Annotated in this window: 29 protein-coding genes; 9 read left to right on the top strand and 20 right to left on the bottom strand. The window is 60.8% G+C overall.

Annotated elements, in window-relative coordinates:
* Positions 1 to 5: 5 nt before the first annotated feature.
* The 4 genes from NKI66_RS09740 (at position 6) to NKI66_RS09725 (ending at position 2,696) form a co-directional block, all read left to right on the top strand.
* Entirely contained in the window at positions 6 to 404 is a 399-nt protein-coding gene (locus NKI66_RS09740) for a GFA family protein (RefSeq protein ID WP_023810373.1), read from the top strand.
* 184 nt (positions 405 to 588) lie between these two features.
* Positions 589 to 786, top strand: coding sequence for a hypothetical protein (locus NKI66_RS09735; RefSeq protein WP_013532087.1), 198 nt, complete (start codon positions 589 to 591; stop codon positions 784 to 786).
* A 188-nt stretch (positions 787 to 974) separates the two neighbouring features.
* Positions 975 to 1,847 carry an undecaprenyl-diphosphate phosphatase gene (locus NKI66_RS09730; RefSeq protein ID WP_023810374.1) on the top strand — a complete coding sequence of 291 codons (873 nt, stop codon included), beginning with the start codon at positions 975 to 977 and terminating at the stop codon, positions 1,845 to 1,847.
* 72 nt (positions 1,848 to 1,919) lie between these two features.
* Positions 1,920 to 2,696, top strand: coding sequence for a phosphodiester glycosidase family protein (locus NKI66_RS09725; protein WP_128303307.1), 777 nt, complete (start codon positions 1,920 to 1,922; stop codon positions 2,694 to 2,696).
* Between the two features lie 72 nt (positions 2,697 to 2,768).
* Here NKI66_RS09725 and NKI66_RS09720 read toward each other — a convergent pair whose 3' ends face one another.
* Positions 2,769 to 3,044: a hypothetical protein gene (locus tag NKI66_RS09720; protein WP_245490376.1), complete on the bottom strand. Its 276-nt coding sequence runs from the start codon at positions 3,042 to 3,044 to the stop codon at positions 2,769 to 2,771.
* On the opposite strand from NKI66_RS09720, the gene NKI66_RS09715 reads away from it, so the two are divergent.
* From NKI66_RS09715 to NKI66_RS09705, 3 genes are all read left to right on the top strand, one after another.
* Positions 2,932 to 3,933, top strand: a complete 1,002-nt coding sequence (locus NKI66_RS09715) for a glycoside hydrolase family 25 protein (protein ID WP_502895807.1) — start codon at positions 2,932 to 2,934, stop codon at positions 3,931 to 3,933. The two genes, NKI66_RS09720 and NKI66_RS09715, sit on opposite strands and share 113 nt — an antisense overlap.
* A 154-nt stretch (positions 3,934 to 4,087) precedes the next feature.
* Positions 4,088 to 4,696 carry a class I SAM-dependent DNA methyltransferase gene (locus tag NKI66_RS09710; protein ID WP_352440177.1) on the top strand — a complete coding sequence of 203 codons (609 nt, stop codon included), beginning with the start codon at positions 4,088 to 4,090 and terminating at the stop codon, positions 4,694 to 4,696.
* A 117-nt stretch (positions 4,697 to 4,813) separates the two neighbouring features.
* Positions 4,814 to 5,779 (top strand): DUF3592 domain-containing protein, encoded by a 966-nt coding sequence (locus NKI66_RS09705; protein ID WP_352440178.1) that lies wholly within the window; start codon positions 4,814 to 4,816, stop codon positions 5,777 to 5,779.
* Between the two features lie 6 nt (positions 5,780 to 5,785).
* Here the strand turns inward: NKI66_RS09705 and pqqE are convergent, their stop codons facing one another.
* The 9 genes from pqqE to NKI66_RS09665 form a co-directional block, all read right to left on the bottom strand.
* Entirely contained in the window at positions 5,786 to 6,907 is a 1,122-nt protein-coding gene (gene pqqE, locus NKI66_RS09700; RefSeq protein WP_128303309.1) for a pyrroloquinoline quinone biosynthesis protein PqqE, read from the bottom strand.
* Positions 6,904 to 7,200: a pyrroloquinoline quinone biosynthesis peptide chaperone PqqD gene (gene pqqD, locus NKI66_RS09695; protein WP_023810380.1), complete on the bottom strand. Its 297-nt coding sequence runs from the start codon at positions 7,198 to 7,200 to the stop codon at positions 6,904 to 6,906. Before pqqD ends, pqqE begins: the two co-directional genes overlap by 4 nt.
* The gene (gene pqqC / locus NKI66_RS09690) at positions 7,197 to 7,955 is read right to left on the bottom strand and encodes a pyrroloquinoline-quinone synthase PqqC (protein WP_023810381.1); all 759 of its coding nucleotides are present in this window, start codon (positions 7,953 to 7,955) and stop codon (positions 7,197 to 7,199) included. The genes pqqD and pqqC overlap by 4 nt, the downstream gene beginning before the upstream one ends.
* Positions 7,952 to 8,890, bottom strand: a complete 939-nt coding sequence (gene pqqB / locus NKI66_RS09685) for a pyrroloquinoline quinone biosynthesis protein PqqB (RefSeq protein ID WP_023810382.1) — start codon at positions 8,888 to 8,890, stop codon at positions 7,952 to 7,954. The genes pqqC and pqqB overlap by 4 nt, the downstream gene beginning before the upstream one ends.
* Positions 8,891 to 9,043: 153 nt before the next feature.
* Positions 9,044 to 9,139: a coenzyme PQQ biosynthesis protein A gene (locus tag NKI66_RS32665; protein WP_013532074.1), complete on the bottom strand. Its 96-nt coding sequence runs from the start codon at positions 9,137 to 9,139 to the stop codon at positions 9,044 to 9,046.
* A gap of 166 nt (positions 9,140 to 9,305) precedes the next feature.
* The gene (locus NKI66_RS09680) at positions 9,306 to 9,866 is read right to left on the bottom strand and encodes a PQQ-dependent catabolism-associated CXXCW motif protein (protein ID WP_023810384.1); all 561 of its coding nucleotides are present in this window, start codon (positions 9,864 to 9,866) and stop codon (positions 9,306 to 9,308) included.
* Positions 9,863 to 10,756 carry a quinoprotein dehydrogenase-associated putative ABC transporter substrate-binding protein gene (locus tag NKI66_RS09675; RefSeq protein WP_031212956.1) on the bottom strand — a complete coding sequence of 298 codons (894 nt, stop codon included), beginning with the start codon at positions 10,754 to 10,756 and terminating at the stop codon, positions 9,863 to 9,865. The genes NKI66_RS09680 and NKI66_RS09675 overlap by 4 nt, the downstream gene beginning before the upstream one ends.
* Positions 10,728 to 11,252: a c-type cytochrome, methanol metabolism-related gene (locus NKI66_RS09670; RefSeq protein WP_023810386.1), complete on the bottom strand. Its 525-nt coding sequence runs from the start codon at positions 11,250 to 11,252 to the stop codon at positions 10,728 to 10,730. The genes NKI66_RS09675 and NKI66_RS09670 overlap by 29 nt, the downstream gene beginning before the upstream one ends.
* A 179-nt stretch (positions 11,253 to 11,431) precedes the next feature.
* Positions 11,432 to 13,207, bottom strand: a complete 1,776-nt coding sequence (locus NKI66_RS09665; RefSeq protein WP_502900935.1) for a methanol/ethanol family PQQ-dependent dehydrogenase — start codon at positions 13,205 to 13,207, stop codon at positions 11,432 to 11,434.
* A gap of 812 nt (positions 13,208 to 14,019) precedes the next feature.
* Here NKI66_RS09665 and NKI66_RS09660 point away from each other — a divergent pair.
* Positions 14,020 to 14,373 carry a hypothetical protein gene (locus NKI66_RS09660; RefSeq protein ID WP_023810388.1) on the top strand — a complete coding sequence of 118 codons (354 nt, stop codon included), beginning with the start codon at positions 14,020 to 14,022 and terminating at the stop codon, positions 14,371 to 14,373.
* A 127-nt stretch (positions 14,374 to 14,500) separates the two neighbouring features.
* Here the strand turns inward: NKI66_RS09660 and NKI66_RS09655 are convergent, their stop codons facing one another.
* The 6 genes from NKI66_RS09655 to NKI66_RS09630 form a co-directional block, all read right to left on the bottom strand.
* A complete protein-coding gene (locus NKI66_RS09655) occupies positions 14,501 to 15,364 on the bottom strand; it encodes a quinoprotein dehydrogenase-associated SoxYZ-like carrier (protein ID WP_023810389.1) in 864 nt (287 codons plus the stop codon).
* Positions 15,365 to 15,482: 118 nt separating this feature from the next.
* Entirely contained in the window at positions 15,483 to 16,454 is a 972-nt protein-coding gene (locus tag NKI66_RS09650; protein WP_023810390.1) for a quinoprotein relay system zinc metallohydrolase 2, read from the bottom strand.
* 34 nt (positions 16,455 to 16,488) lie between these two features.
* Positions 16,489 to 17,229 carry an ABC transporter ATP-binding protein gene (locus tag NKI66_RS09645; protein ID WP_352751563.1) on the bottom strand — a complete coding sequence of 247 codons (741 nt, stop codon included), beginning with the start codon at positions 17,227 to 17,229 and terminating at the stop codon, positions 16,489 to 16,491.
* Positions 17,198 to 18,022, bottom strand: a complete 825-nt coding sequence (locus NKI66_RS09640; protein WP_031212962.1) for an ABC transporter permease — start codon at positions 18,020 to 18,022, stop codon at positions 17,198 to 17,200. Before NKI66_RS09640 ends, NKI66_RS09645 begins: the two co-directional genes overlap by 32 nt.
* Positions 18,019 to 19,005, bottom strand: coding sequence for an ABC transporter substrate-binding protein (locus NKI66_RS09635; RefSeq protein ID WP_352751518.1), 987 nt, complete (start codon positions 19,003 to 19,005; stop codon positions 18,019 to 18,021). The genes NKI66_RS09640 and NKI66_RS09635 overlap by 4 nt, the downstream gene beginning before the upstream one ends.
* Positions 19,006 to 19,038: 33 nt before the next feature.
* Positions 19,039 to 19,248, bottom strand: a complete 210-nt coding sequence (locus NKI66_RS09630) for a hypothetical protein (protein WP_023810394.1) — start codon at positions 19,246 to 19,248, stop codon at positions 19,039 to 19,041.
* Positions 19,249 to 19,611: 363 nt separating this feature from the next.
* Between NKI66_RS09630 and NKI66_RS09625 the strand changes: the two genes are divergently transcribed.
* On the top strand, positions 19,612 to 19,992 hold the full coding sequence (locus tag NKI66_RS09625; RefSeq protein ID WP_023810395.1) for a c-type cytochrome: 381 nt from the start codon (positions 19,612 to 19,614) through the stop codon (positions 19,990 to 19,992).
* 47 nt (positions 19,993 to 20,039) lie between these two features.
* Here the strand turns inward: NKI66_RS09625 and gph are convergent, their stop codons facing one another.
* From gph to cbbX, 4 genes are read right to left on the bottom strand one after another with little or no spacing between them, the layout of a single operon-like run.
* Positions 20,040 to 20,741, bottom strand: a complete 702-nt coding sequence (gph, locus tag NKI66_RS09620; RefSeq protein WP_023810396.1) for a phosphoglycolate phosphatase — start codon at positions 20,739 to 20,741, stop codon at positions 20,040 to 20,042.
* Positions 20,738 to 21,295 carry a thioredoxin family protein gene (locus tag NKI66_RS09615; protein ID WP_023810397.1) on the bottom strand — a complete coding sequence of 186 codons (558 nt, stop codon included), beginning with the start codon at positions 21,293 to 21,295 and terminating at the stop codon, positions 20,738 to 20,740. Before NKI66_RS09615 ends, gph begins: the two co-directional genes overlap by 4 nt.
* 21 nt (positions 21,296 to 21,316) lie before the next feature.
* Entirely contained in the window at positions 21,317 to 22,003 is a 687-nt protein-coding gene (rpe, locus tag NKI66_RS09610; protein ID WP_023810398.1) for a ribulose-phosphate 3-epimerase, read from the bottom strand.
* A 59-nt stretch (positions 22,004 to 22,062) separates the two neighbouring features.
* On the bottom strand, positions 22,063 to 23,001 hold the full coding sequence (cbbX, locus tag NKI66_RS09605; protein ID WP_023810399.1) for a CbbX protein: 939 nt from the start codon (positions 22,999 to 23,001) through the stop codon (positions 22,063 to 22,065).
* Positions 23,002 to 23,007: the final 6 nt, after the last annotated feature.

The following is a 23,007-nucleotide window of genomic DNA, read 5'->3' as shown; positions in this document are numbered from 1 at the left end:
GGACAATGGCAAGATATGACGGCGGATGCCTGTGCAAGGCGGTGCGCTACCGCGCGGACGCGGCCCCCATCAACGAACGCGTCTGCCACTGCCGGGTTTGCCAGAAGGCGATCGGCGCCGCCTTCAACGCACGCGTCCTGTTTCGCATCGACGACGTGACGATCGACGGGCCGCTGGCGACCATAAACTCTTCGCCGGATCTCAAGCGCGGCTTTTGCCCGAGCTGCGGCACGACGATGTTTTCCCGGCGTGATTCCGCTGATATCATCGGCATCACCACCGGTTCGCTCGACGATCCCACGGTTTTCAAGCCGCAAATGCATATTTTCACCGCCTCGAAGCAGCCCTGGGTGGTGCTCGATGACAGCCTGCCGAAATACGAAGGCGCCCCTCCGCCAGGCTAATTTTCCCCTTTCCCTTTGTTGTGGAAGAAGGTGGATCGACGCGCTACGCCAGCGAGAAGGAAGAACGCAACCATGGCCAAAATTTAATCCAAATCGACACGAGGTAGCCGGCAAAGCGTCATTGGCGGGCCATCATTGTCTCCCTATTTATGGGTCGCGGGTACGGCATTCGAGGAGACGACGGATGAACGACAGCATCAGCACCCTGGACGAGCTTTTGAGCGATCCGATGGTCCTGCTTGTGATGGAGCGCGATCGTGTGCGCCCCGAACAGGTGCGCATGCTGCTCGAACGGGCTCGCCGGCCTTCGACCGATGAGCCCGAAGTGCCGCCGGCGCATGTGATCGCCAGGACATGCCAGAAACTCTGGCTCTGCCCGTAGTCGCTTTGCGATTTTCCCTGTGTATCTCAAGCCGGCTCCAAGGTGGGCCGGTTTCGAACGGCGTGCACTTCGGCACGCCAGCTTACAAATCCGTAAATTGATTATCCGGCCCATGACGATAAGGCTTGTCGGGGATTGACCGGTGGTCGGTCCACGCAACTCTGATCTCTCATGCACGGAATTCGATTTTGGCCGACATCTGCACACAAGGCCTGGACACGGGCTTCGTCGGGCTGGGGTTCGCCAAGGTGGCGTTCCTCGGCGTGGTGCAAGGCATCACCGAACTGTTGCCGATTTCCTCGACCGCCCATATGCGCATCGTGCCGGCCGTGCTCGGCTGGCAGGATCCTGGCTCCGCCTTCTCCGCCGCCATGCAACTCGCGGCTCTTGCCGCGGTGGTCAGCTATTTCTGGAGTGATGTCAGGAATATCCTGTTTGGTTCGTTCGACGCTCTGGCGCGACGCGATTTCGCCGACCGGCATTTCAAGCTGGCGCTCTGGATCGTGCTGGCGACGATCCCGATCGTCATCGCCGGCGTGGCGCTGTCGGGCGTGCTCAACGCCTGCAATTCGCCGCTACGCAGCCTAACGGTGATCGGCTGGGCCTGCATCGCAATGGCGATCTTGCTGGCGCTGGCCGAGATCTTTGCCCGTCACCGGCGCAGCATGGGCGGTGCGTCGCTGACCGATGCGCTGCTCGTCGGTGTTGCCCAGATCGGCGCGCTTGTCCCCGGCGTCTCGCGCTCGGGCTCGACCCTGACGGCGGCACTGGGGCTCGGCTTCAAGCGGGCCGAGGCGGCGCGCTTCTCGTTCCTGCTCGGGTTGCCGGCGATTGCACTCGCCGGCCTTAAGGAACTCTGGGAACTGCACAAGGTCCATCTCGACGCCCATGGGTGGTCGGTCCTTGCCGTCGGGCTGGTCGTCGCCTCGATCTCCGCCTTCTTCGCCATATGGGGGCTGATGCACGTGCTGGAGCGTTTCTCGGCCTGGCCGTTCGTCATTTATCGCGGCCTGCTCGGTGTCGTCCTGCTGCTGGGCGTGGCGATGGGATGGCTCGTCTAAGGCAAGTTCCACAGTATCGCTTGAAACGGGCTATATCCGTACCGGACCTCGAACTTCGATTCCGGTACGCACATGGATTTTTTGACCCTCCTGCAATCACTGCCGTTGCTGCTGGCGTTGGCCAAGGGCGCACTGCCGTCGGTGGCGGCATTTGGCCAGTGGGCCGCTTCACTGCCGCCATGCCGGGACTTCACCTTCGAGGCGACCAGCTATCTCGTTTGCGAGGTCGATCCGAAACGATACCAGCTCGAGCTGTTCTGGAAGGATGCGGCGGGCAAGCCGTTTCAGTCGCTGCACAATCTGCATGCCGCGCAACAGGCGATCGGGCGCACGATGGTGTTCGGCATCAATGCCGGCATGTATCACCCTAACCTCGCGCCGGTCGGCCTCTATGTCGAGCGTGGCCAGGAGATGGCCTCGGTGAAAACGGGATCGGGAAGCGGCAATTTTTCCCTGCAGCCGAACGGCATTTTCTACCTGCGCGACGGCAAGGCCGCGGTTCGTGCCACTCGGGATTTCGTGAAAAGGCGCCCGACCGTCGACTATGCGACGCAATCGGGGCCGATGCTGGTGATCGACGGAAAGCTGCATCCAAAATTCCAGGCTGACGGCACTTCGCGGAAAACCCGCGACGGTGTCGGGGTGCGAAAGGACGGCGTCGCGGTCTTTGCGATTTCGAACGGCACAGTGACCTTCCATGCCTTCGCCCGGCTTTTCCGCGACGCGCTTGGCTGCGACAACGCGCTGTTCCTCGACGGCACGATATCAAGCTTGTTTGCGCCTGCCATCGGCCGCAAAGACGACTACTGGAATCTCGGGCCGATGATCGGCGTTTTCAGGAAATCCTAGCCGGTTTTCCACCGCGCTTACCCACACGCGGTATGGGCGAAAAAAATTGATTCAAACTTTATTGGTAATTTCTCATTCATAACTGATCCGGTTTGTCCGTCGGCTGTCGTTTTGCCCTCGGTCTGTTGTGTTTTGAGTACAGGTCCAGATGCGGATTCCGGGCGTCGTCAGTTTTTTGATCGCATCGCTATGCCTTGCCGGCTGCTCTTCAACGGCCGGCGTCGACGCGCTGGATTTGCAGAAACCGTCCAACGAGACCACCAGTTCCGTGATTCGGCCGCCGGCACCGATCGCCGCTGCTCCGGCGGCAAGGGGCAACAGGGCGGCAAGGGCCGAATTGGCCCCCATGTCTGACAACGGTCCGAGGCGCCCGTTTGGTTTGGCGGAGGAGGAAGAGACGGGGGTGTTTGCCGCGCCTGATGTGCCTGATCCCCAAGTGCCTGATGTCGGCGGGTTGCCGGTCGAGCCGGCAGCCTTGGTGTCGCCGCCCAAGCTGTTGACCCGCGCGGCACCGGCCATGCTTGCCGGGCCGCTCACCCGTTACGGTTTTCGTGATGCCAAGCCTATCAATTTCGGCAAGGCTTCGCCTCGCCGCCTTGCAGTGCACGGCGTCGACGTCTCGCGTTGGCAAGGCAACGTGAATTGGGACAAGCTGCGCGCCCAGGGCGCCAACTTCGCCTACATCAAGGCGACCGACGGTGGCGACCACCTCGATCCGATGTTCATGAAAAACTGGCGCAACGCCGACGCCGCCGGCTTGAAGCGCGGCGCCTATCATTTCTTCTACTGGTGCCGCACGGCCGGCGAGCAGGCGGACTGGTTCATCCGCAACGTGCCCAGGGTCGAAGGCGCACTGCCGCCGGTGATAGACGTCGAGTGGAACGGCGAGTCCAGCTGCAAGCGCCGGCCGTCGCGCGAAAAGGTGCTGGAAAAGATGCAGGTGTTCATGGACAAGCTGGAGCGCCATTACGGCCAGCGTCCCATCATCTACACCGCGCCCGATTTCTACCGCGACAATCTCAGGGGCGAATTCCTCGACTATCCGTTCTGGCTGCGTGCCGTGGCCCAGCATCCGTCAAAGGTCTATCCCGGCCGCAAATGGCTCTTCTGGCAGTATTCCGGCTCCGGCCTGTCGCACGGCGTCACCGGCCGTATAGACCTCAATGTCTTCCATGGCGACGAACGGCAATGGCGCGCCTGGGCCGGCGGCCGGCAGACGGTAGCCGACGCCAACTGAGACAGTCGTCAGTCCCGGCGCGCTTCGCTCTGCCTGATGCCCGCGGTCTGGGCAAGCGCGATATCGGACTGCTCGATGGACACGCTTCCGCCGGCAGCATTCGCTGAGGAAAGTGTCCGGCTCTTTGACCGACATGGACGCATGGGAGGAAAAGATGGGTGTGTCATCGGAGGCTCTGGCGCAGAGCCGTCAAACGATCAGCGCCTACGAGGATTATGCCGAACAATATGATGCCACCGTGCGCCATGTTCCCAACGAGAGGGAGCAGGCATCGCTGAAGCGCCTGGTGGCAATCGCCGGTGCAGGCGGCCGGATTTTGGAAGTCGGGTCCGGAGCCGGATATGACGCGGATTTTCTGGAGACTTTGGGTGTCAAAGTCCGGCGCACCGACGCAACCAAGCGGTTTCTGGAACTGCAGGCCGCGCGTGGCAAGCATGGCGAGTTGCTCGATCTCATCACCGATGATCTCGGCGGCCCCTACGACGCAGTCCTGGCCCTATGCGTCCTCATCCATGTGCCTCGCGACGAGACCGACCAGGTACTTGCCAAGATAGCCGGGTCGCTGCGGCCGGGCGGCGCCTTCCTCGTCTCGATGCGCAATGGCGACGGCGAGACATCAGGCGAATATCACATGGTCTACTGGCGCAGGGACGACTTCGCGGCCCGTCTCGAAGGCGCCGGGCTCGTCCTCATCAGGGACGATTTCAACGTCGGCCGCGATAGCGAAGAATGGAACACGTTCCTGGCCGTCAAGCCTGCATGACCCGCCGAACGCTGTCGCTGTTTGCGCTGCTCAGCCTTTTCAGATTTCGCGAATAAGCAAGACATTGCCGCAGCCTTGCTGTCTATGTGAAGTTCCTGCACTCCTGGGGGAGACGAGTTGGAACTCAAGATCATGCTTGTCGGCTTTGCCTGCGTGGTCGCGGGCGCGCTGTCGTTCATCACCTTCATGAAATGGCGAGAGGTGAAAGCGCTCAGCCGCTGGCTGCCGGCGCCGGGAAAGATCATTTCCTCGCGCGTCGAGGCACGTGAAGTGAGAAACTCGGGCGTTGGCTCGGACAGCAGCGATACCACCGAAATGCGGAATTTTCCGGCGATCACCTTCGAATACAAGGTCGGCGGCAAGAAATTTCAAAGCTCGCGCCACAGCGTGAAGGAGAATTTGGGGAATTTCGAAGTCGCTGAAACCCTTGCCCAGTTTCCCCGCGGCGCGGAGGTGACTGTCTTCTACAATCCGGCCGATCCGAGCAAAGCGGTGATCGAGCGCACACTGCCGGACGGCGCCTTCAAGTTCATGGTCCAACTTTCGGCAGGATTGGTGATCGGGGCGGTTGTGCTGGTGTTTTCCGTCGGCGGTGTTCTGGAAGCGATCGGGCCGCATTTGCCCAAGCCGCAGAATCTCGGTGCCGCGGCGTTGCTGCTTTTTATGGGCTTGTTCATCCTGCGCATGGGTTTTGCCCAGAAATCGTTGGCCGAACAGGCGGCAAAATGGCCGATCGCGGCCGGCCGCATCGAAACCTCAGGCCTGCAGGCGCTCCGAAACCATTCAGGCTATGGTCGCTGGCGCACCGTCTTCAAATCCCGCATCGTCTACTCCTATGGCGTCGCCGGCCAGCGCTACAGCGCCGATCGTGTGACCTTCGGCGCCACCGTGACCGCCTCGCTGCCCGGCCTCGTCGGCGGCCAGGCACGGCAATATGTCGAAGGTAGCAAGGTCGACGTTCACTATGACCCCGTCAACCCCGGCTCAGCGGTGCTCGAATGCCGGGTCCGGGGGCTTGGGCTGCTATGGATCTGCTCGGCAGGCTTTCTCGGCGGCGCCGCCTTTCTGCTCGGGCTGGTATGACACTGGTCAGGCGGATTCGGTCACGGCGCCGATCCGCCGGTAGACGAATGGTTCTTCTCTCGAAGGAATTGTGGCAATGCGCTTGGCTTCGTCGATCAGCATTGCCATGCGAGCATGGATCGGCGATTTCGCGCAAGCCGGGTCCGTTGCGGCGGCATCGCCGGCGATCGCCATCGCCTGGCAGCGGCAGCCGCCCCAGTCGATCTCGCGCCGCTCACAGCCGCGGCACGGCTCCTGCATCCAGTCCGTACCGCGAAAGGCATTGAACCCCGGTGAATCGGCCCAGATCGAGGACAGTCTGCGTGGTTCGAAACGCTCGAAGCTGAGAGACGGGATCGTCTGTGCGGCATGACAGGGCAGTACGGTGCCGTCAGGCGTCACCATGAAGGCGTCACGCGCCCAGCCGCCCATGCACGGCTTGGGATAGATCGCAAAATAGTCCGGCGTCACAAAATCGATGTTGATGATGCCGGCCAACCGCTCCTGTGCCTCCGCGACGATCTCCGCCTGCCTGTCGACCGCTTCACGCTCGGGCATCAGTTGGTCGCGATTGGTCAACGCCCAGCCGGCATACTGCACATTGGCGATCTCGAGCCTCTCCGCGCCCAGCGAAAGGGCGAGATCGATGAATTCCGGCACTTCCTCGATGTTATGGCGATGGATCGGCGCGTTGATGGTAAGAGGCAGACCGGCAGCGCGCGCGCGGCGTGCCGTCTCCAGCTTCTTTTCGTGAGCGCCCTTGTGGTTGCCGATGCGATCGGTGGTCGCCGGCCGCGCACCCTGAAAGCTCAGTTGCAGATGGTCGAGACCGGCTTCGGCAAATGCCTCGATACGGCCCTCGACGATGCCAACGCCCGCGGTAATCAGATTGGTGTAGACGCCGCGCCCCGCAAGCCCGGCGATCAATTGCTCGAGGTCGCGGCGCAGTGTCGGCTCGCCGCCGGACAGATGCACCTGCAGCACTCCGAGATCGGCTGCCTCCGAGAACAGAGCGAGCCAGGTCTCTGTGTCGAGTTCGCGATTGGCCTTCAGCAGTTCGAGCGGATTGGAGCAATAAGGGCATTGCAGCGGGCAGCGATGCGTCAGTTCCGCCAGCATGCCGATTGGCGGGAGGAGGGGCGTGCTCATAGCCTCACCAGCAGCTTATCCGACCATTCCTGCAGGAAGGCGATGACGTCAGTCGCCACGGCCTCCTGCTCGGCCTCGTAATCCGCGGCAAGGCCGGCAATGATGTCGCCGACCGTGGACCGTCCATCGCAGCGGCGCAATATGTCGAGACTGATATCGTTCGGCCAGAATATCTTTTCCGGTGACAGTACGGCGAATGCCTGCCGCACGGAATCGTACTGTATGCGCGCGTGCTTCGGCAGCGAAGGCACCGATCGCAACGACACCACGGCTCTTTCGCGCAGCGCCATCATTGGGCTGCCTCGGGCTGGAAGGCGCCAGGCGGTATGCTGCCCTGCTCGCCATAAGCGTGTTGAAGCGCATCAAGCATGGCCCAGAGTATATCGCATTTGAACACCAGTGCATCGATTGCCTGCTGCTGGCGCTCCGCCGTATCGGCATGGCTGAGCACGTAGGCGAGGGCGAAGCCGGCGTCACGCGAGGCTTGTTCGGGCCTTTGCCTGAAATAGGCCAGCGTATCCTCGGTGATGTAGTCGTATTTGGCCAGCATTGCCGGCACCCGCTCACCGATGATGAGTGGCGAGAACATCTCGGTCAGCGACGACGCGACCGCCTCGAACAGCGTCCGGTTTGTACAAAAGGAAAGGTAAGCGCCCACCGCGAAGCGCGTCGCCGGCAGCGCCAGCCTTTCGCTCTTCACGGCCTCGGCGTCCAGGCCGAGCGAAGTTGCCAGATGCAGCCAGCGCGCGATGCCGCCGCTCCAGCCGTCCTCGCCGTCATGATCCTCGATCCGCTTGCGCCAAGCGGCGCGAAACGCCGGATCCTCGGCATGCACGAGGATCATGGCATCCTTGCGCGGGATGACCGCCTGATAGCAATAGCGGTTCAGCGCCCAGGCCTTCATCTCGGCCTTTGACAACGCGCCGCTGGTCATCCTGTGGTGAAAGGGATGGCGATTGTGATAGCGCTCGGCGCCAACCTGCCTCAATACGGCTTCGAGAGCGCTCGTGGAGAGTCCGCCTTTGGCTGCATCGCGGAAGTCGCTCAAAATTCCATCTCCATACCGTCGTTTGCGATTTCCCAGCCTGCCGCCTTGACCGCCGCGTGCTCGGCGGAATTCTCGTCAAGGATGGGGTTGGTGTTGTTGATGTGGACGAAGACACGGCGGCTAACCTTCACATCGGCCAAGCCTGCGATCGAACCCAGTTCTCCCGAGATCGCCAGATGCCCCATGCGCGCGCCGGTTTTCTGACCGACGCCGGCGACGATCATCTCGTCGTCGGTATACACCGTGCCGTCGAACAAAAGACAGGCGGCATCGGTGAGACGCGCGCGTAAGCGCGCATCGATGCGCGCGCAGCCTGGGATATAGAAGACGGAGCCGCGGCTGCCGATGCCGGCAATTCGGACTCCGATCGTGTCACCTGCGTCGGAGCTGAAATTGGCATCCGGACGGTCTCTATCCTCCAGATAGAGTGCTATCTTCCCGGGCACGGGAAAGGGCTCGATCATTACGCCGGTATCGCGGCCTTCTGCGTCGCAGATGGCCAATTCTTTCGCCGGCGGCAGGATGCGCCGCGGCACAAGCGCTGGATCGAGAACGTTGAAAATCGAATTCGCCTCCAGCGTCGCCAGAACCTGCGCCGTTGCATAGATGGCGAAAGGCTGCCGTTCGCGCAGGCTGAGCAGTCCGGCGATATGATCGACATCGGCATTGGTCAGCACCACCGCGCGAATAGGCGTCGAGCGCAGCGGCGCATCGCCCGCAGGCTGCAGTTCAGGTGTTGCAGCGATTTGTTGGCGAATGTCGGGCGAGGCATTGAAAAGAACCCAGCCGAACCCGTCCGCAGAGGCGGCGACACTTGACTGGGTTCGTGAATGTACGCCGGCCATGCCGGTGCGAGCCGCACGACTCAGACGGTAGTTGCAGTTCCATTGCGGAAAGCCGCCGCCCGCCGCCGATCCGATGATCTTCAAATGCATGAAAATGCCCGCGCGGCGGCTTCTCTGACCTGCAGGCAATTTGCAGTCACAAAAAACGCTTCGCACGCTTTGCGTGCGTCAAAATCTTTCACGAAAATCCCATGCGGCGAGGGGATGCGCGCCCCTGTCGCCAGGGACGCGCACCTCTGCGGCCTACTTCTTGGGAGTAATTTCAGCAGGCAGATACCGTGAAATTTCGAAGCCAGCGGCAACCTGACACATGGTCGGTTTTTTCCAGTTCTTCTTCATGACATTTCTCCTCTTATACCAGCCCGAAGGGACCGATCCTGTCGTTAGCCAACCATTGCAGGGCACCGACGCAATGGCTCGTCCATCAAGTCTCAAAATGGACAAATGAAACAATAGGTTTTGAAAAATTGAAAACAAACTATCGAGAATAATTGCAGTCCTTACTTCAATTGTTCATTGTGTAGGGTTTCTTCTCCTCCAGTGGAAGGTTTGCATCTTCCCACCCATCGGCGCCGAGCGGATACCAGATTACTGAACTGTAGCCCCACTCGACGGCCCGTTTCGCCGCATTCCACGACATCCAGCAATTCGTCATGCAGTAGAACAGAATCGCGCGCGACTTGTCCGTCCCGGCCTTGGCCGCGAGGCCTTGGCGAAAATAGCTGGCGGTCTCCTGCGAAATAGCGCCGTATCCCACATTGGCCAGCCATATGCTGCCTGGAATGTCCTTTCTGACCTTGTCCCTCCATATGGTTCCTGCCGGCAAATTGGTCGGTTTGGGCGTGTCCGGCATCACGTCGAAGAAGATCGCCTTTTTCGCTCGCCACAGCGCTTCCGCTTCCACCGTTGTCACCACCCTCGCGCCTTGCAGCGTCCGCGGCACCGGCGCCCGATAGTCGTCCATCCGGAAACCGCTGGGTTCGACGACATCGCCAGCCCATGTCGGCTCGGTCAGACCCAGAAGGCTCGCGGCGACCAGCAAGAAAATAGTCTCCCTTCCATTCATTGGGTAATCAGGTTGTCGTGTTCGTCGATCAGCGGCACGTTGTAGCTCAGCAGGATCCTGGTGATCTCAGCCTGGTTTTCCCTGATCACCCGGTTGAGCGTCCGCTTCCATTCCTGGTCGGACGGACGTACGCCCATGGTGATGCGGTAAGACATGCGCGAGCCGGTTTTTTCCTTCACCAGTGGAACGATCGTCACATCAGCTCCGAGTTCCCTTGCATAGTAACCTGCCATCGGTCCCCACAGCACCGCCGCATCGATCCTGTGTGCCAGCATGTCCTTGATCATGACCTCTCCCATGGATGGGGTGACGCGCGTATCCACCGCAAGCGGATAGATCTTGGCGGTCCGCAGAAGCTTGTTGGCGGCCATGTTGGCGGTTGGCGGCGTGCTTTCAACGACGCCGATCGTCTTGCCCGTGAGTCTGGGATCCTCGATCGTTTCCACACCTTCCATATCGTGGCTTTTTGGATGCACCAGCACATAGGCGGAGCGATAGTAGGCGTTGGTGTTCTGCACCAGCTCATCGCCTTGGGCATAGCCCATGATGATGTCGCATCGGTTGGCCCCCAACGTATTGCGCACGAAGCCGGTGATCGTGGGAAACCAGGTGTAGGAGACGGACTTGCGCCCGGTTTTCGCGGCAACCAGCTCGGCCAGCTTGTTTTCGAAGCCTTCGCCGCTCTTGTCGGTGAAGGGCATATTCGAGGGATCGGCGCAGACGCGCAGAATGTCGGGATCGACCAGTTCTCCCGCCGCGCCAAGACCGGCGCTTTGCGCATGCGCGTTCGACGGCAGCAAGGCGAGTGTGCCGAGGATCGGCAGAACGACGCGCAGCTTCAATGCATCGCGGCCAATCATGTCATCCACCCATGCAGGATGCTTCGGCATCCTTCGCCGCCTGGGCCTTGTCTTCGTGCTTGGGCGGCCGTCCGCGGGGGGCCGCGCCATCTGCGCGCGCGCGCAGGTAGACGTAGAGGTCGTCCATGTAGCAATAGACATTCTTGTTGTCGCCAAAGGCAGGCATGACGTTTTCCTTGCCGCCGCCGACATTCTTGCGGCCTTCGGCGACGATCGAGAGGAATGTGGCGTAATCCATGGTTTTCAGGCTGTTGACCAAAGCCGGCGCATAGCTCGAACCTGTCGCGTCCTGTCCGTGGCAGACATGGCAATCGGAGTGATACCGGCGGTAGCCGCTGAACGTGTACCAATCGACGGTTCCGTTTTCGATCTTGTAGGTCGGATTTCCATCCGCATCCATATACTTGCCGCCTTCTTCCTTTACCGCCTTGGCTTTTTCCATGCTGTCGTCGGCCTGGGCGACGCCTGAGCTTGCCAGAGGCAGCAGAGCCAGGACCAAAGCCGAAATTACAATGCGAACGGACATTCAAACGCTTCCTTCATTTGCCAATGGACACGGTTTTGCTGTCGCGACCGGCATTGATCGGTGTTTTTGGGTGCGTAACCGAATCGAGAGCCCGGACATGGCTTCCGGATGATCCGGGCTCTCGTTCTTCAAGCCTTTGGTCTCACAAGACCCGAGGCGTGCTCAAGGTTCCCGGCGCATCAATCCGGGAGACCGAAGACGGTGAGCTGACCGCCCAGCGTTGTGTAGTCGGCAAGTGCCGCGTAGCCGCCGACGGCACCAAGACCAGCGGTGCCAACGACCGCCGCCTCGTCGCCTTGGGCACGGCCCTGATCGACGGCGCCATGCCAGGCAGCGGCGTTATCAGGCGAAAGCAGGCCGCCTGCCAGGCCGATACCTGCCCAGCCACCGACGCCGGACAGAACGGCGATGTACTGCTTGCCGCCCTGCTCGTAGGTCGTGATGTTGCCGATGATGCCGGACGGGGTCTTGAACTTGTAGAGTTCCTTGCCGTCCTTATCGACCGCCTTGATGTAGCCTTCGAGTGTACCGTAGAAGACGACGTCGCCATCTGTCGCCAACGCACCCGACCACACCGAGAACTGCTCGGGCTTCGACCAGACGATCTCACCCTTGGCCGCATCCCAGGCAATGAAGTTGCCCATGTTGCCGTCGCCGCCAGGTGCGGGATACATCGACACGGTGGCGCCAACATAAGGCTGACCGGCGGTGTAGCTCACCTTGTAAGGCTCATAGTCCATGCAGACATGGTTGGTCGGGACATAGAACAGCCCGGTCTTCGGCGAATAGGCCGCCGGCTGCTGGTCCTTCGTTCCAAGCGCTGCCGGGCAGATGCCCGTCGAGTTGGTGTCTTCGCCGTTCTGCTGGGTCGAATATTTCGCCACGACCTGCGGGCGACCATATTGTTCGCTCTTGGGGTCCATGACGACTTCCGTCGCCCAGTTCACGGCCGGATCGTATTTCTTGGCGACGAGAAGGTCGCCGGTGGCGCGATCCATGGTGTAGGCGAAACCATTGCGATCGAAATGCACCAGCACGTCGTGCTTGGCGCCGTTGACCTCCATGCCATCGACGAGGATCATCTCGTTGATGCCGTCATAGTCCCATTCGTCATGCGGGGTCATCTGGTAGAGCCATTTGGCAACACCGGTATCCGCATCGCGGGCCATGATCGTCATCGACCAGCGATTGTCGCCGGGGCGTTGTACCGGGTTCCACGTCGAGGGATTGCCGGTGCCATAGTAGACCAGGTTCAGCTTGGGATCATAGGAATACCATCCCCATGTCGTGCCGCCGCCTGTCTTCCACTGCTCGCCTTCCCAGGTGTTCGTGCCGGAATCCTTGCCCACCGGCTTGCCGAGATGCGTGGTCTTCTCAGGATCGAGCAGGGTGTCTGCGTCCGGACCTTCCGAATAGGCTTTCCAGGCGAGTTTGCCATCTTTCAGATTGTAGGCGGCCAGCCAGCCGCGAACGCCGAATTCGGCGCCGGATACGCCGATGAGCACCTTGTCCTTGACGACGACGGGAGCAGCCGTGCCGGATTCGCCCTTGCCGCCATCGGTCTGGTCGCCGTTCTTGACCGACCAGACGACCTTGCCGGTCTTCGCGTCGAGGGCGACGACGGTGGTGTCGGCCTGATTGAGAATGATCTTGCCGTCACCATAGGCAACGCCGCGATTGACCGTATCGCAACACATGATCGGAATGACGTTGGGATCCTGCTTGGGTTCGTATTTCCAGAGGATCTTCCCGTCATTCTTGAGATCGAGCGCAAAGACATTGTTCGGGAAAGGCGTGTGAACATACATCACATCGCCGATGATAAGCGGTCCACCCTCGTGGCCTCGTAGCACGCCGGTGGAAAAGGTCCACTTGACCTGCAGGTTCTTCACATTGTCCGCAGTAATCTGGTTGAGTTTGGAATAGCGGGTGTTGGCGTAGTCACCCGTCTGCATTGCCCAGTTCTTCGAATCCGAAGCCAGCTTTGCAAGGTCCTCGTTAGCCGACGCCGTAAAGGCCGCGCCGAGCGACAGAAACGCCGCAGTGGTTAGAATATAGGTAGCTTTCGTAAATACACGCATCCGAATTCCTCCCGAGGTTCATAGTGATGAATCATTTGCTGAGCCCACAAGGGCTTGCCCAAGCGATTCACGGGGGGGAAATATTTCCGGCAGCGTGTCACGACCTAAGCCAGATGTGCAGAGGGCACCGTTACTGCCCACCTCACCTTGGCCTACGAAAGACTGTCGCCGCTCCCTAATGACGGTGACGCCCTTGAAGCCGGAAACAGAGTGAGGCTATGTCATCGCAAAACGCTAGGCAAGCAAAAAAGCCTGGGTGTTTTTTTGCACCGCAATATCGTAAATGATGCGGCGCAATATAAGGAAATAAGTAGGGTAGTATTTGTTAGATGAAGTATTTCTGATTGAGAAATAACGGTGGGCCGGATAAAATTTGATTATTTTTTGAGTTTTACATTTCACCTAAGTGTGGATTTTATTTGGAGGTATTCACTTCGATGTCTCGGCATGGCCATGTACGTGCCCCGTTGGGAAACGATAGTGAGCCAAGCATGAGATGATCGTTGGAGTTGGAGCGTGGACCGGGGCATGGGGCCCCCATGCGGAACCACCGTCGACCAGCACTGCATTCCTCCTTTGGTCGTATACGGAAGCCATGGGCGCTTGACTGACTCTGCGGCACGTTGCCAACTGCCACGGTGATCCCGACTGGGCGCATCACGCCCAGGCCAACCGGAGGTTTTCCCGTGATCAGATATGTTGGATTTTCGACTTTGCCGCTGCTTCTTGCCGCGCCGCTGGCCTTCGCAAACCCGGCGGGCGCCGCGGGAGATTACCCGACAGCAACGATTGCCGATTACGTGCTCGGCTGCATGCAGACGAACGGCCAGACACGTCAGGCGCTGGAAAGCTGTTCCTGCTCGATCGACGTCATCGCCTCGATCCTTCCCTACGACCACTATGAGAGAGCCGAGACTTTCAAGAGCATGTCTTTGACCACAGGGGAAAACGCGGGGCTGTTTCGCGAGAGCGCACCGGCGAAGGCAGCCCGTACCGAATTGAAGCGCGCGCAGTCGGAAGCCGACGTGCGCTGCTTTTAGAACCTGCTCAAATCCGCAAGCCGGATGGAGTTCCATCCTTTGTCTGGACAGTACCTTCCCGAAACAAGCTCCACTTTCGGGGTCAAGCTGGCAAGCACCCGGCAGTCCGGCACAGGATATCGAGACTTCAGAGTCCCGCTGTCTCCAGCGGCCACTGATTGCGAAATGTCTTGCCATCCGTATCGATCGCTTCAACCTGGATTTCGCCGTTGCCGTGCACGGTGAAATCAAATCGGAAATTGGGGTCTTCCGAAATCGATATTCCACCTTCCATGGAGAGGATCGGCTGGCCGGCTTGGGAGATCGACAGTTTCTGGACAAAATGCGCCGGTATGAAATACTGGGTCAGCGGATCCCGCTGCAGCCCCGAATTGTTAGGGTGCCGGATCATCAACTGCAGTTCCTCGGTCTTGGTCATCGTCTCTTTGGGCGGGAACTGGCGCAGCTTCATCTGACCCATCGTCGCGTTGGCCTCGTCCTGGTTCTTGACCGCAGGGGCGGAGCATCCGCCTGACGCCTTGACGAAGGTCTGCGCCATATGGAGTTGGCCGCCCTGCGTCTCAGCGATGGCCCGCAGATAGGAATAGTCGTTGACGCGCACGCGCGTCGACAGATGCGTCACGCCGGCATCCTTGCCGAGCTGGAACGTTGCCGCCACCGGTGCAGGGTTGGCATCGATGATCAAGGTAACGGATTTGATGCCGTCCGGCGCCTTGGCTGGATCGAGATAGATGTCGACGGGCACGATGGCGGCATCCTGCGCCCGCTTCGGCGCTTCGATCCTGACGACGCCGGTATCGACCAGAATTGCCCGATCGCCGAACACGTCGCCCTTCAAATCCTGCCAGATCCTATCCGAGGACGCGGTTGTTTGCTGTGCGCTGGCGGTTCCCGAGGAGCCGAGCAGCGTGCCGATGGCCAAGATGATCGCGACGAAAACGAATGCGAGCGGCAAAGCGAGCTGCCGGCTCGAGTAAGCGTGATTTTGCATTTCGATGCCTCCACCAATGCAAGAGAGGTGGTGCCCAGGCTGGCGTTGAGGATAAGCCTTTGGCGACGCCTTGGCAAATCGCCGTGCCTTACAGCTGCCTGGCGCATGTCGGTGTCGTCTATTCCCATTCGAGTTCGGCAAATGCGGCCGTTGCGTTGCGCTCGTTGTAGTCGTCGAACAGGTGCCAATTATCCCGTTCGCTTTCGCCAGCGGTTTTGACTGCTTCGCGCAGCGGCGTTCCGTCGGCGATCGCCTTGCGGATATCGCGCGCCAGAACCTCGAAATAGCGTCGCTCCCCCGCCAGCGCCTGTGGCCAGTCGGCCGTTACAGGACCATGACCTGGAACGACGCGCGCGGCGTCGATCGCGGTGAGCGCATCCATCTGGCGGAGCCATCCAAGCAGTGATCCGTCGAGCGTCGGCAAGGAGCCCATAAACACGACATCGCCGGCAAAGAGCGTTCTGGTCGCGGGATCGAACACGGTCAGGTCGTTGTCGGTGTGCGCCGCCTTCCATGCCCGCAGTTCGATCATGCGCCCGCCGAGGTCGAGTTGCAGGCGATCGTCGACCAGCATGGTCGGCGACACGATCTCGATCCCCTCCATCAGCGCCTCGCCAAGCTGTTCGCGATAGTTGTGCAGATAGAACGCGCCACGCGCCTCGAGAGCACGCGGCAGATTACGGTGACCGACGATGGTCGCGCCGATCTTCCGGAATGCCGCATTGCCGAAGATATGGTCGGGATGCATGTGGGTGTTGACCAGGAAGCGAACCGGCTTTGCTGTCAGCTTTCCGATCGCGGCGAGAAAGGCGTGCGCCTCGATGAGGCTGCCACCGCTGTCGATGACGGCAACCGCATCGGTGCCGATGACGGCGCCCAGATTGCAGATCGCACCGTCGTTGGCGGCGGTCATCAACTCATCCGCGCCCTGGAAGGCGAAGACGCCGTCGGCGATTTGTCTGACCGAGAACCGAGAACTGCCACCTGCGGCCAGAACGGCTCGTCCGAGGCAGCATGGCAGCAAGGCGGCGCTGGCGGCGGTGCAGGCGAAGCCACTCACAAGCCTGCGTCTTAGCAGATCAACCGACATGAAGGCCTCCGATATGCATTTCGCCTGCTGGCAATCAGGTGACGTCCGGAAATCTATGATGGAACGACCGCAGAAGGTCGCTCATCACCTGCGAATTGCGATGTTGCCGTGGCAGCCGTACGTCGAACACGCCGAGCACATGGGTTGGCCGCGGCGCGAGCACGATGATGCGGTCCGACAGCATCAGTGCCTCGCGTAGATTGTGCGTCACCATCAAGGCGGTCGTTGGCCGTGCCGACCACACGGTCAAAAGCAGATGCCGAAGCCGCTCGGCGGTCTGTTCGTCGAGCGAGACAAAGGGTTCGTCCAGGAAAAGCACCGCCGGCTCGGTGGCGAAAGCCCTGGCAAGTGCTGCCCTGCGCGCAAGGCCGAGCGACAGTTCGGCAGGATAGAGCGAGCGCATGCCGGTGAGGCCGAGCGTGTCGAACAGCCTGTCGAGATTTTTCGCTCTCAAGCTTTTCGGCAACGCCAGCCTGACATTCTGCTCCACCGTTCGCCACGGCAGCAGGGTCGGTTCCTGGAATACGGCGGCGATGCGGTTCGAACCTCCTTGCGGCAACTGGAAGGAGCCGGAAAAGTCTTTGTCCAAGCCAAGCAGGATACGCAGCGTCGTGGTTTTGCCGCAGCCCGACGGTCCCAGCAAGCAGGCGAATTCGCCTTGCCGGACCTCGAAGGAAAGGTCCTGAAGCGCCGTGATCGAGACGCCTCGCGCGGACCTGAAGGTCTTTTCGGCGATGTCGACCTTAAGCGGGACGACGGCGCCAACGGGTTGCATGTCGTTCAACGGGCTGCACCAGGAGAAGTTCAATGACAAGCATCACCGCCACGAAAGCCAGCGTGTAGGCAAGAATGGCGGCGACATCGAAGAGCTGGAAATAGAGATGGATCTGGAAGCCGACACCGTTCGAGCGGCCGAGCAACTCGACGACCAGGACGATCTTCCAGATGAGGGCGATGCCGGATCGCGATGCGGCGGCAAGATAGGGCTGCAATTGCGGCAGCAGGATATGGCGGATGCGTTCAAGGCGGCCGAAGCGATAGACGGTGGCCATTTCGGCGTAACTTGGATCAAGCGCCCTGGCGCCTTCGCGCATCGTCACCACGACATTCGGGATCTTGTTCACCGCCACCGCGCCGATCGCCGCCACCTCGTTGAGGCCGAACCAGATATAGCCGAGGACGATGACCACCAGCGCCGGGATGTTGAGGAACAGGATCACCCACGGGTTGAAAAAACGGTCGACGCGACGATGGCTGCCGAGCAAAACGCCGATGACGGATCCGATGATCATTGCGACGATATATGCCGCGGCGACCCGGCCGAGGGTCACGCCGAGATGGTAAAAAAGGTCGCCGCTCGCAGCCTCCCTGAGAAGCACCTGCCAGACCTGCCCAGGTCCTGGAAAGGCACGGCTTGGCCAGACACTTGCCGCAAGGTTCCATAGCAGGCAAAGCCCGAGCAGGGAGACCGCTACGGTCAGCGCGGGCATGAGTGCCGTCGCCAGATTGCGTCGGCCGGACATGGTCGGCGGGGCATCACGCGCGCCGTCGGTTCCCAATGCGGTCATTTCTCGGGGTCCTGCCAGAACGTGCCGGGCGCCATTTCCGGCGCGCTGCCGACAAGCTTCGCGCCGCCGATCGCCGCAAGCACATGGTATAGCCTCCCGGCGTCGGCCGCTTCCTCGGCGATCGACCGGCTGGGAATGCCCTGGCGGTAGCGATCGCGCAGTTTTTCCAGTTCCTTGCCTTCCGCGCGAATGATCGGCGCCAGGCGCAGCCATTCGTCATCGGATCTGGCCAGCAAGTCCTTGGCTTGCGCGGACGCCCTCACGAAACCCCTGACGGCATCGGGGTTCTCGTTGGCCCATTGGTCATGGAAGACGTAACCGAGCGCCGAAACGGGTCCCAGAGCCCCGAGCGTCTTTGCCGCGTCATTCACGCCGATCAATCGACGGAAGCCATTGGCCTCGAGACGCGCGCAAAAATGCCAGAAATTCAGCACTGCATCGAGTTCGCCCTGTATCGCCTTTTCCGAAATCAGTGGCGGCGCGCCAAAGACGATGTCGCTGGTTGCCGACAGGTCGACGCCGAGATCGCGTCTGGTCAGCGCTTGTATCAGCAGCCAACTCTTGTCGAGCGGGTCGCCGGCGACGCCGATCTTCTTGTCCTTGAGATCGGCGACCGTCCGGATCGGCGAATCCTCCTTCACCATGATCGCACCCACCGCGGTCGAATAGGGGGTCAATGTGAGGTCGCCGCCTTCGGAGCGCTGGCGCGAGACCCACAGCCAGTCGGAGACGATCATATCGATCGCGCCAGCCAGCATCGCGACGTTGGTTGCATCCTCGCCGGCGAAGTCGATGATCTCCAGACCGATCCCGTTCGCGGCATCGAATTTGTGCTGCCTTAGCGTATCGAGTTCCCAACTCACGGTTCCAAACTTCAGCACACCGAGGCGAATCCTGGCTGCCGCAACGCCCGGCCTGGTAGCAAGAACAGCGGCTGTCCCGAGAACCGCCAGACGCAACGTCATGCGCCGTGAAACCATCATGACACCTCCTCCCCAGGGTTCCGCGCTGCCAAATCAAATGGCTCGTTCCTTGTTTGGAAATGCGCATTTCCAGCGCATGACCTTGAGGGTCGGGTGTTCTTGGGACCATTTCGCGATTTCGCTGGGGGCAAGGATCATGCATTGGAACAGAGTGCCGCGGCTCTCGAAATAGAGATGTTCGTCTCGGCAATTGCTCGGATTGGCGCTGAGGCAAACCGTCAATATGAGATCGACCATGTCCATTCAGCACCTCTTGCGCGTTCCCAAACGCTCATCCCGGCGAGCTCAGCCCAACCAGAAGCGAGGGCAAAATCACCGTTTGCCGGATTTCCCGAGGTGCCAATGGAGAAACCGGAGTGAGGTCAAGCTACGCGCTCGCCGGATCACCGTCAACAAAGACGAATGGACGGGTCTGTTGAGCACCCAGGCCTCTAAACCTTTGTACGATTGACTTTCACAACATGCCAATTAGCTTCTGAATCACGCGGCGCGGCTCCACGGGAGAAGCGGATATTCCACACCACCGCGTAAGGCGCATGCCGACGGATCAAAGGATCGGCATGCGCAAATCGTCCAGGGCACCCAGACGATCAATGAGGAAATGCCATGCGCGCAATCGCATTTTTCGCAGTCATGTCCGTTGTGCCCTTCATCGCGAGCCAATCCCAGGCACAGGATGCGGCGGCTGGTGAGAAGGTCTTCGCCAAATGCAAGGTCTGCCACGTCGCCGACCAGGACAAGAACAAGGTCGGCCCGTCGTTGAACGGCGTCATAGGCCGAACGGCTGGAACACACCCGGGGTTCAGCTATTCTCAGGCGATGGTCGCGGCTGGCAAATCCGGCGTCAAATGGGATGAGCCCTCACTGAAGACCTATCTTCACGATCCCAAGGCCATGGTCAAAGGAACGAAGATGGCGTTTGTCGGCCTCAAGCAGGACGAAGACATCGCCAATGTCATTGCCTATCTGAAGCAATTCTCGAAATAGAGCGCAGCCGGCCGTTCGAATTTGCGTTCGGCCGGCGGACGCCTCAATCACGCATCGGCTTGCAGCCTCTGCATTGCCGAAGGCAGATCGAAAAGGCTGTCGCAAACAAGGTCGGCGCCAAGCTCTTCCACCGGAATGTGGCTGTAGCCGCCGCGCAACAGAATGACGGGCATGCCGGCGGCGCGTGCGGCGCCCAGGTCGGCGCCACTGTCTCCGACCAGCAGCGCGTCACCGGCGTCGACCCCAAGCTGTGCCAACGCCAGCAGCAGGGCATCGGGCGCCGGTTTCAGGAATGTCACCGCGTCTCCGCCAACGATGGCGCCGAAATATTCCGTCAATCCGAAATGAAGCAGGATTTCGCGGGTCGCCAACTGCGGTTTGTTGGTTACCACCCCCATGCTTACCCCGCCCAAATGAAAGTGGGTGAGAGCCTCCCTGACGCCAGGCATCAGCCTTGTCAGGCCGGTCAGATGCCGGCGGTAGATAGGCGCCATGACGCGGTTGGCCTCATCGAGAGCGTTACCGAGCAGTGGCGCTCCCGACGCCGCGAAGGCTCGCTCGATCAATTTCCTGACGCCGCCGCCGATCATGGCCGTGACCTGATCCAGGCGCAGCGGCGGCAGATCGCGGCTGGCCAGCAATTCGTTGACTGCGGCCGCTATGTCCGGCGCCGAGTCGACCAGCGTGCCGTCGAGGTCGAACAGGATCGCCTTCGGCGATCGAAGCGGCCTACCTGCGCCGACGTTCATGCGGCATCCTTCCACTTGATCGAGCAGCCGATCGAGGCGATCTGGTCCAGCGGCCCGTCGCCGGTTCGGGCAACCTGCTTCATCGCCTCGAACAGATCGCGTCTCAGCCCGGGCGCTCCGGCTTCTCGTCGCGAGGCGTCCAGCCGACCGCGATATTGCAGTCCCAACTCGCTGTTGAACCCGAAGAAATCGGGAGTGCACACGGCTGCGTAATCGCGCGCCACAGTTTGGTGCTGGTCGTGCAGGTAAGGGAAGCTGAAGCCGCTCGTCGTGGCGAATAGCTTCATTTGGTCGAAGGAATCCTCCGGGTAGGCATCGGCATCGTTTGAGTTGATCGCGACAAAGCCGATACCTTCGGCCTTGAGGTCGTTGGCATCGCGCACGATACGTGAAATCACCGCCTTCACATAAGGGCAGTGATTGCAGATGAAGGCCACGACCAGGCCGTTCGGGCCGGCCTGGCTGAAGATCGAATGCGACCTGCCGTCGACGTCAGGCAAAACGGCATCGATGGCGCGCCAGCCGAAATCGCAGACAGGGGGGACGGCCGCCATGCTTGCCTCCGATGGAATGGTTTACGCGGCTTTCCGGATCGCACCGTCGGCCGCCTGTCGGATGGTTCCAATGTTGGCGCGATAGGCCGCCTCGGTGCCCCCCTTGAACACGGCCGACCCGGCGACCAGCACATTGGCGCCGGCTGCAGTGACCAGCGGGGCGGTTTCGGCCGTGACGCCGCCATCGATTTCGATGTCAATCGGGCGGTGGCCAACCAGTGCCTTGATTCGCCTGATCTTCTCGATGACCGCGGAAATGAAGGCCTGGCCGCCAAAGCCTGGATTGACCGTCATCAGAAGCACCAGGTCGAGCCTGTCGAGCACATATTCGATGGCGCTCTCCGGCGTCGAAGGATTCAGCGATACGCCGGCCTTCTTGCCGAGATTTTTGATCGCCTGCAGGGAACGATCGAGATGCGGCCCGGCCTCGGCGTGCACCGTGATGATGTCGCAGCCGGCGTCGGCGAAGGCGGCCAGATAGGGGTCGGCCGGCGCGATCATCAGATGGCAGTCGAAGACTTTGTCCGTTCGGTCGCGGATCGCCTTGATCACCGGCGGACCGAAGGTGATGTTGGGTACGAAATGCCCGTCCATCACGTCGAGATGGATCCAGTCGGCACCCGCCCGCACGACAGCTTCGACCTCGTCGCCGAGCCGCGAGAAATCCGCGGAAAGCACGGAGGGTGCGATGATTGTCCTGGTGACCATGGTCGTCGTCTCCAATCCTGTCTGCGCTGTTGGTCTCTGCGCCAGCCGGCTTCATCCCGTCAGCGCATCTTCGTCTCCGGTTCGCCTTCGAGTTTCCCTTCCGCGAACACGCGGCTGCCGCGGATGTCGGATTCCTCGATGGTGACAAGATCGGCCTTGGTCAACACCCTGCTGCGCGATGCGAAAAGCCGGTTGGCCTGCCGCAGCCGTGCCCGATCGAGCCCATTGCGGACCGAACGCGCGTTGGAGAAATGCGGCAGCCTCATGCGGATCGGAAGATACTCTTCGAGCGCACGGGATGCCGCCTCGCTGAGGCGATAATTCTGCTCCGCGAGCATAATCTCGGCGATTGATTTCAGTTCGCTGACACCATAGTCGGGGAAATCGAGATGGTGGGCGATGCGCGAACGCATACCGGGATTGCTGTCGAAGAAGCGGTCCATCTTGTTCTTGTAGCCGGCAAGGATCACAACCAGATCGTCACGGTTGTTCTCCATGCACTGCAGCAGGATTTCGATCGATTCCTGGCCGTAGTCGCGTTCGTTCTCGGGCTTGTAGAGATAGTACGCCTCGTCGATGAAAAGCACGCCGCCCATGGCACGCTTGATCACCTCGCGGGTCTTGGGCGCGGTGTGGCCCACATACTGGCCAACAAGATCGTCGCGCGTCACGGCGACCATGTGGCCTTCGCGGACATAGCCCAGACGATGCAGGATTTCGGCCATCCTCAGCGCCACGGTGGTCTTTCCGGTGCCGGGATTTCCCGTAAAGTTCATGTGCAGCGTCGGGGCGCCCGAGGTCAGCCCGAACTTGCGGCGAAGCCGGTCGACCAGGAGGAGAGCGGCGATCTCGCGGATGCGGGTCTTGACCGGCTTCAGGCCAACGAGTTCACGGTCGAGCTTGTCCATCACCTCGTCGATGTTGGAGGCCTCGAACTCGGCCTGCAGATCAACCGTCGCGTCCTGTGCGGCAGCGTCCTTGGTCATCGCGTTCAGCATGGTTCA

The sequence above is a fragment of the Mesorhizobium sp. M0518 genome (assembly GCF_040321125.1).
Lineage (GTDB): Bacteria > Pseudomonadota > Alphaproteobacteria > Rhizobiales > Rhizobiaceae > Mesorhizobium.
The sequence above is the reverse complement of the archived record's forward strand: the minus strand, read 5'-3'. Positions and strand labels throughout refer to the sequence as shown.

Excerpts from the sequence above, each read along its gene's own strand:
- NKI66_RS09650 (WP_023810390.1), bottom strand. The coding sequence starts at position 16,454 with ATGTCGGTTGATCTGCTAAGACGCAGGCTTGTGAGTGGCTTCGCCTGC.
- NKI66_RS09630 (WP_023810394.1), bottom strand. The coding sequence starts at position 19,248 with ATGGACATGGTCGATCTCATATTGACGGTTTGCCTCAGCGCCAATCCG.
- NKI66_RS09740 (WP_023810373.1), top strand. The coding sequence starts at position 6 with ATGGCAAGATATGACGGCGGATGCCTGTGCAAGGCGGTGCGCTACCGC.
- pqqE (WP_128303309.1), bottom strand. The coding sequence starts at position 6,907 with ATGAGCACGCCCCTCCTCCCGCCAATCGGCATGCTGGCGGAACTGACG.
- cbbX (WP_023810399.1), bottom strand. The coding sequence starts at position 23,001 with ATGCTGAACGCGATGACCAAGGACGCTGCCGCACAGGACGCGACGGTT.
- pqqB (WP_023810382.1), bottom strand. The coding sequence starts at position 8,890 with ATGCATTTGAAGATCATCGGATCGGCGGCGGGCGGCGGCTTTCCGCAA.
- NKI66_RS09665 (WP_502900935.1), bottom strand. The coding sequence starts at position 13,207 with ATGCAGACGGGTGACTACGCCAACACCCGCTATTCCAAACTCAACCAG.
- NKI66_RS09670 (WP_023810386.1), bottom strand. The coding sequence starts at position 11,252 with ATGTCCGTTCGCATTGTAATTTCGGCTTTGGTCCTGGCTCTGCTGCCT.
- NKI66_RS09735 (WP_013532087.1), top strand. The coding sequence starts at position 589 with ATGAACGACAGCATCAGCACCCTGGACGAGCTTTTGAGCGATCCGATG.
- pqqD (WP_023810380.1), bottom strand. The coding sequence starts at position 7,200 with ATGATGGCGCTGCGCGAAAGAGCCGTGGTGTCGTTGCGATCGGTGCCT.
- NKI66_RS32665 (WP_013532074.1), bottom strand. The coding sequence starts at position 9,139 with ATGAAGAAGAACTGGAAAAAACCGACCATGTGTCAGGTTGCCGCTGGC.
- NKI66_RS09675 (WP_031212956.1), bottom strand. The coding sequence starts at position 10,756 with ATGCCGAAGCATCCTGCATGGGTGGATGACATGATTGGCCGCGATGCA.
- rpe (WP_023810398.1), bottom strand. The coding sequence starts at position 22,003 with ATGGTCACCAGGACAATCATCGCACCCTCCGTGCTTTCCGCGGATTTC.
- NKI66_RS09640 (WP_031212962.1), bottom strand. The coding sequence starts at position 18,022 with ATGACCGCATTGGGAACCGACGGCGCGCGTGATGCCCCGCCGACCATG.
- NKI66_RS09615 (WP_023810397.1), bottom strand. The coding sequence starts at position 21,295 with ATGGCGGCCGTCCCCCCTGTCTGCGATTTCGGCTGGCGCGCCATCGAT.
- NKI66_RS09710 (WP_352440177.1), top strand. The coding sequence starts at position 4,088 with ATGGGTGTGTCATCGGAGGCTCTGGCGCAGAGCCGTCAAACGATCAGC.
- gph (WP_023810396.1), bottom strand. The coding sequence starts at position 20,741 with ATGAACGTCGGCGCAGGTAGGCCGCTTCGATCGCCGAAGGCGATCCTG.
- NKI66_RS09725 (WP_128303307.1), top strand. The coding sequence starts at position 1,920 with ATGGATTTTTTGACCCTCCTGCAATCACTGCCGTTGCTGCTGGCGTTG.
- NKI66_RS09635 (WP_352751518.1), bottom strand. The coding sequence starts at position 19,005 with ATGATGGTTTCACGGCGCATGACGTTGCGTCTGGCGGTTCTCGGGACA.
- NKI66_RS09645 (WP_352751563.1), bottom strand. The coding sequence starts at position 17,229 with ATGCAACCCGTTGGCGCCGTCGTCCCGCTTAAGGTCGACATCGCCGAA.
- NKI66_RS09680 (WP_023810384.1), bottom strand. The coding sequence starts at position 9,866 with ATGAATGGAAGGGAGACTATTTTCTTGCTGGTCGCCGCGAGCCTTCTG.
- NKI66_RS09625 (WP_023810395.1), top strand. The coding sequence starts at position 19,612 with ATGCGCGCAATCGCATTTTTCGCAGTCATGTCCGTTGTGCCCTTCATC.
- NKI66_RS09655 (WP_023810389.1), bottom strand. The coding sequence starts at position 15,364 with ATGCAAAATCACGCTTACTCGAGCCGGCAGCTCGCTTTGCCGCTCGCA.
- NKI66_RS09720 (WP_245490376.1), bottom strand. The coding sequence starts at position 3,044 with ATGGGGGCCAATTCGGCCCTTGCCGCCCTGTTGCCCCTTGCCGCCGGA.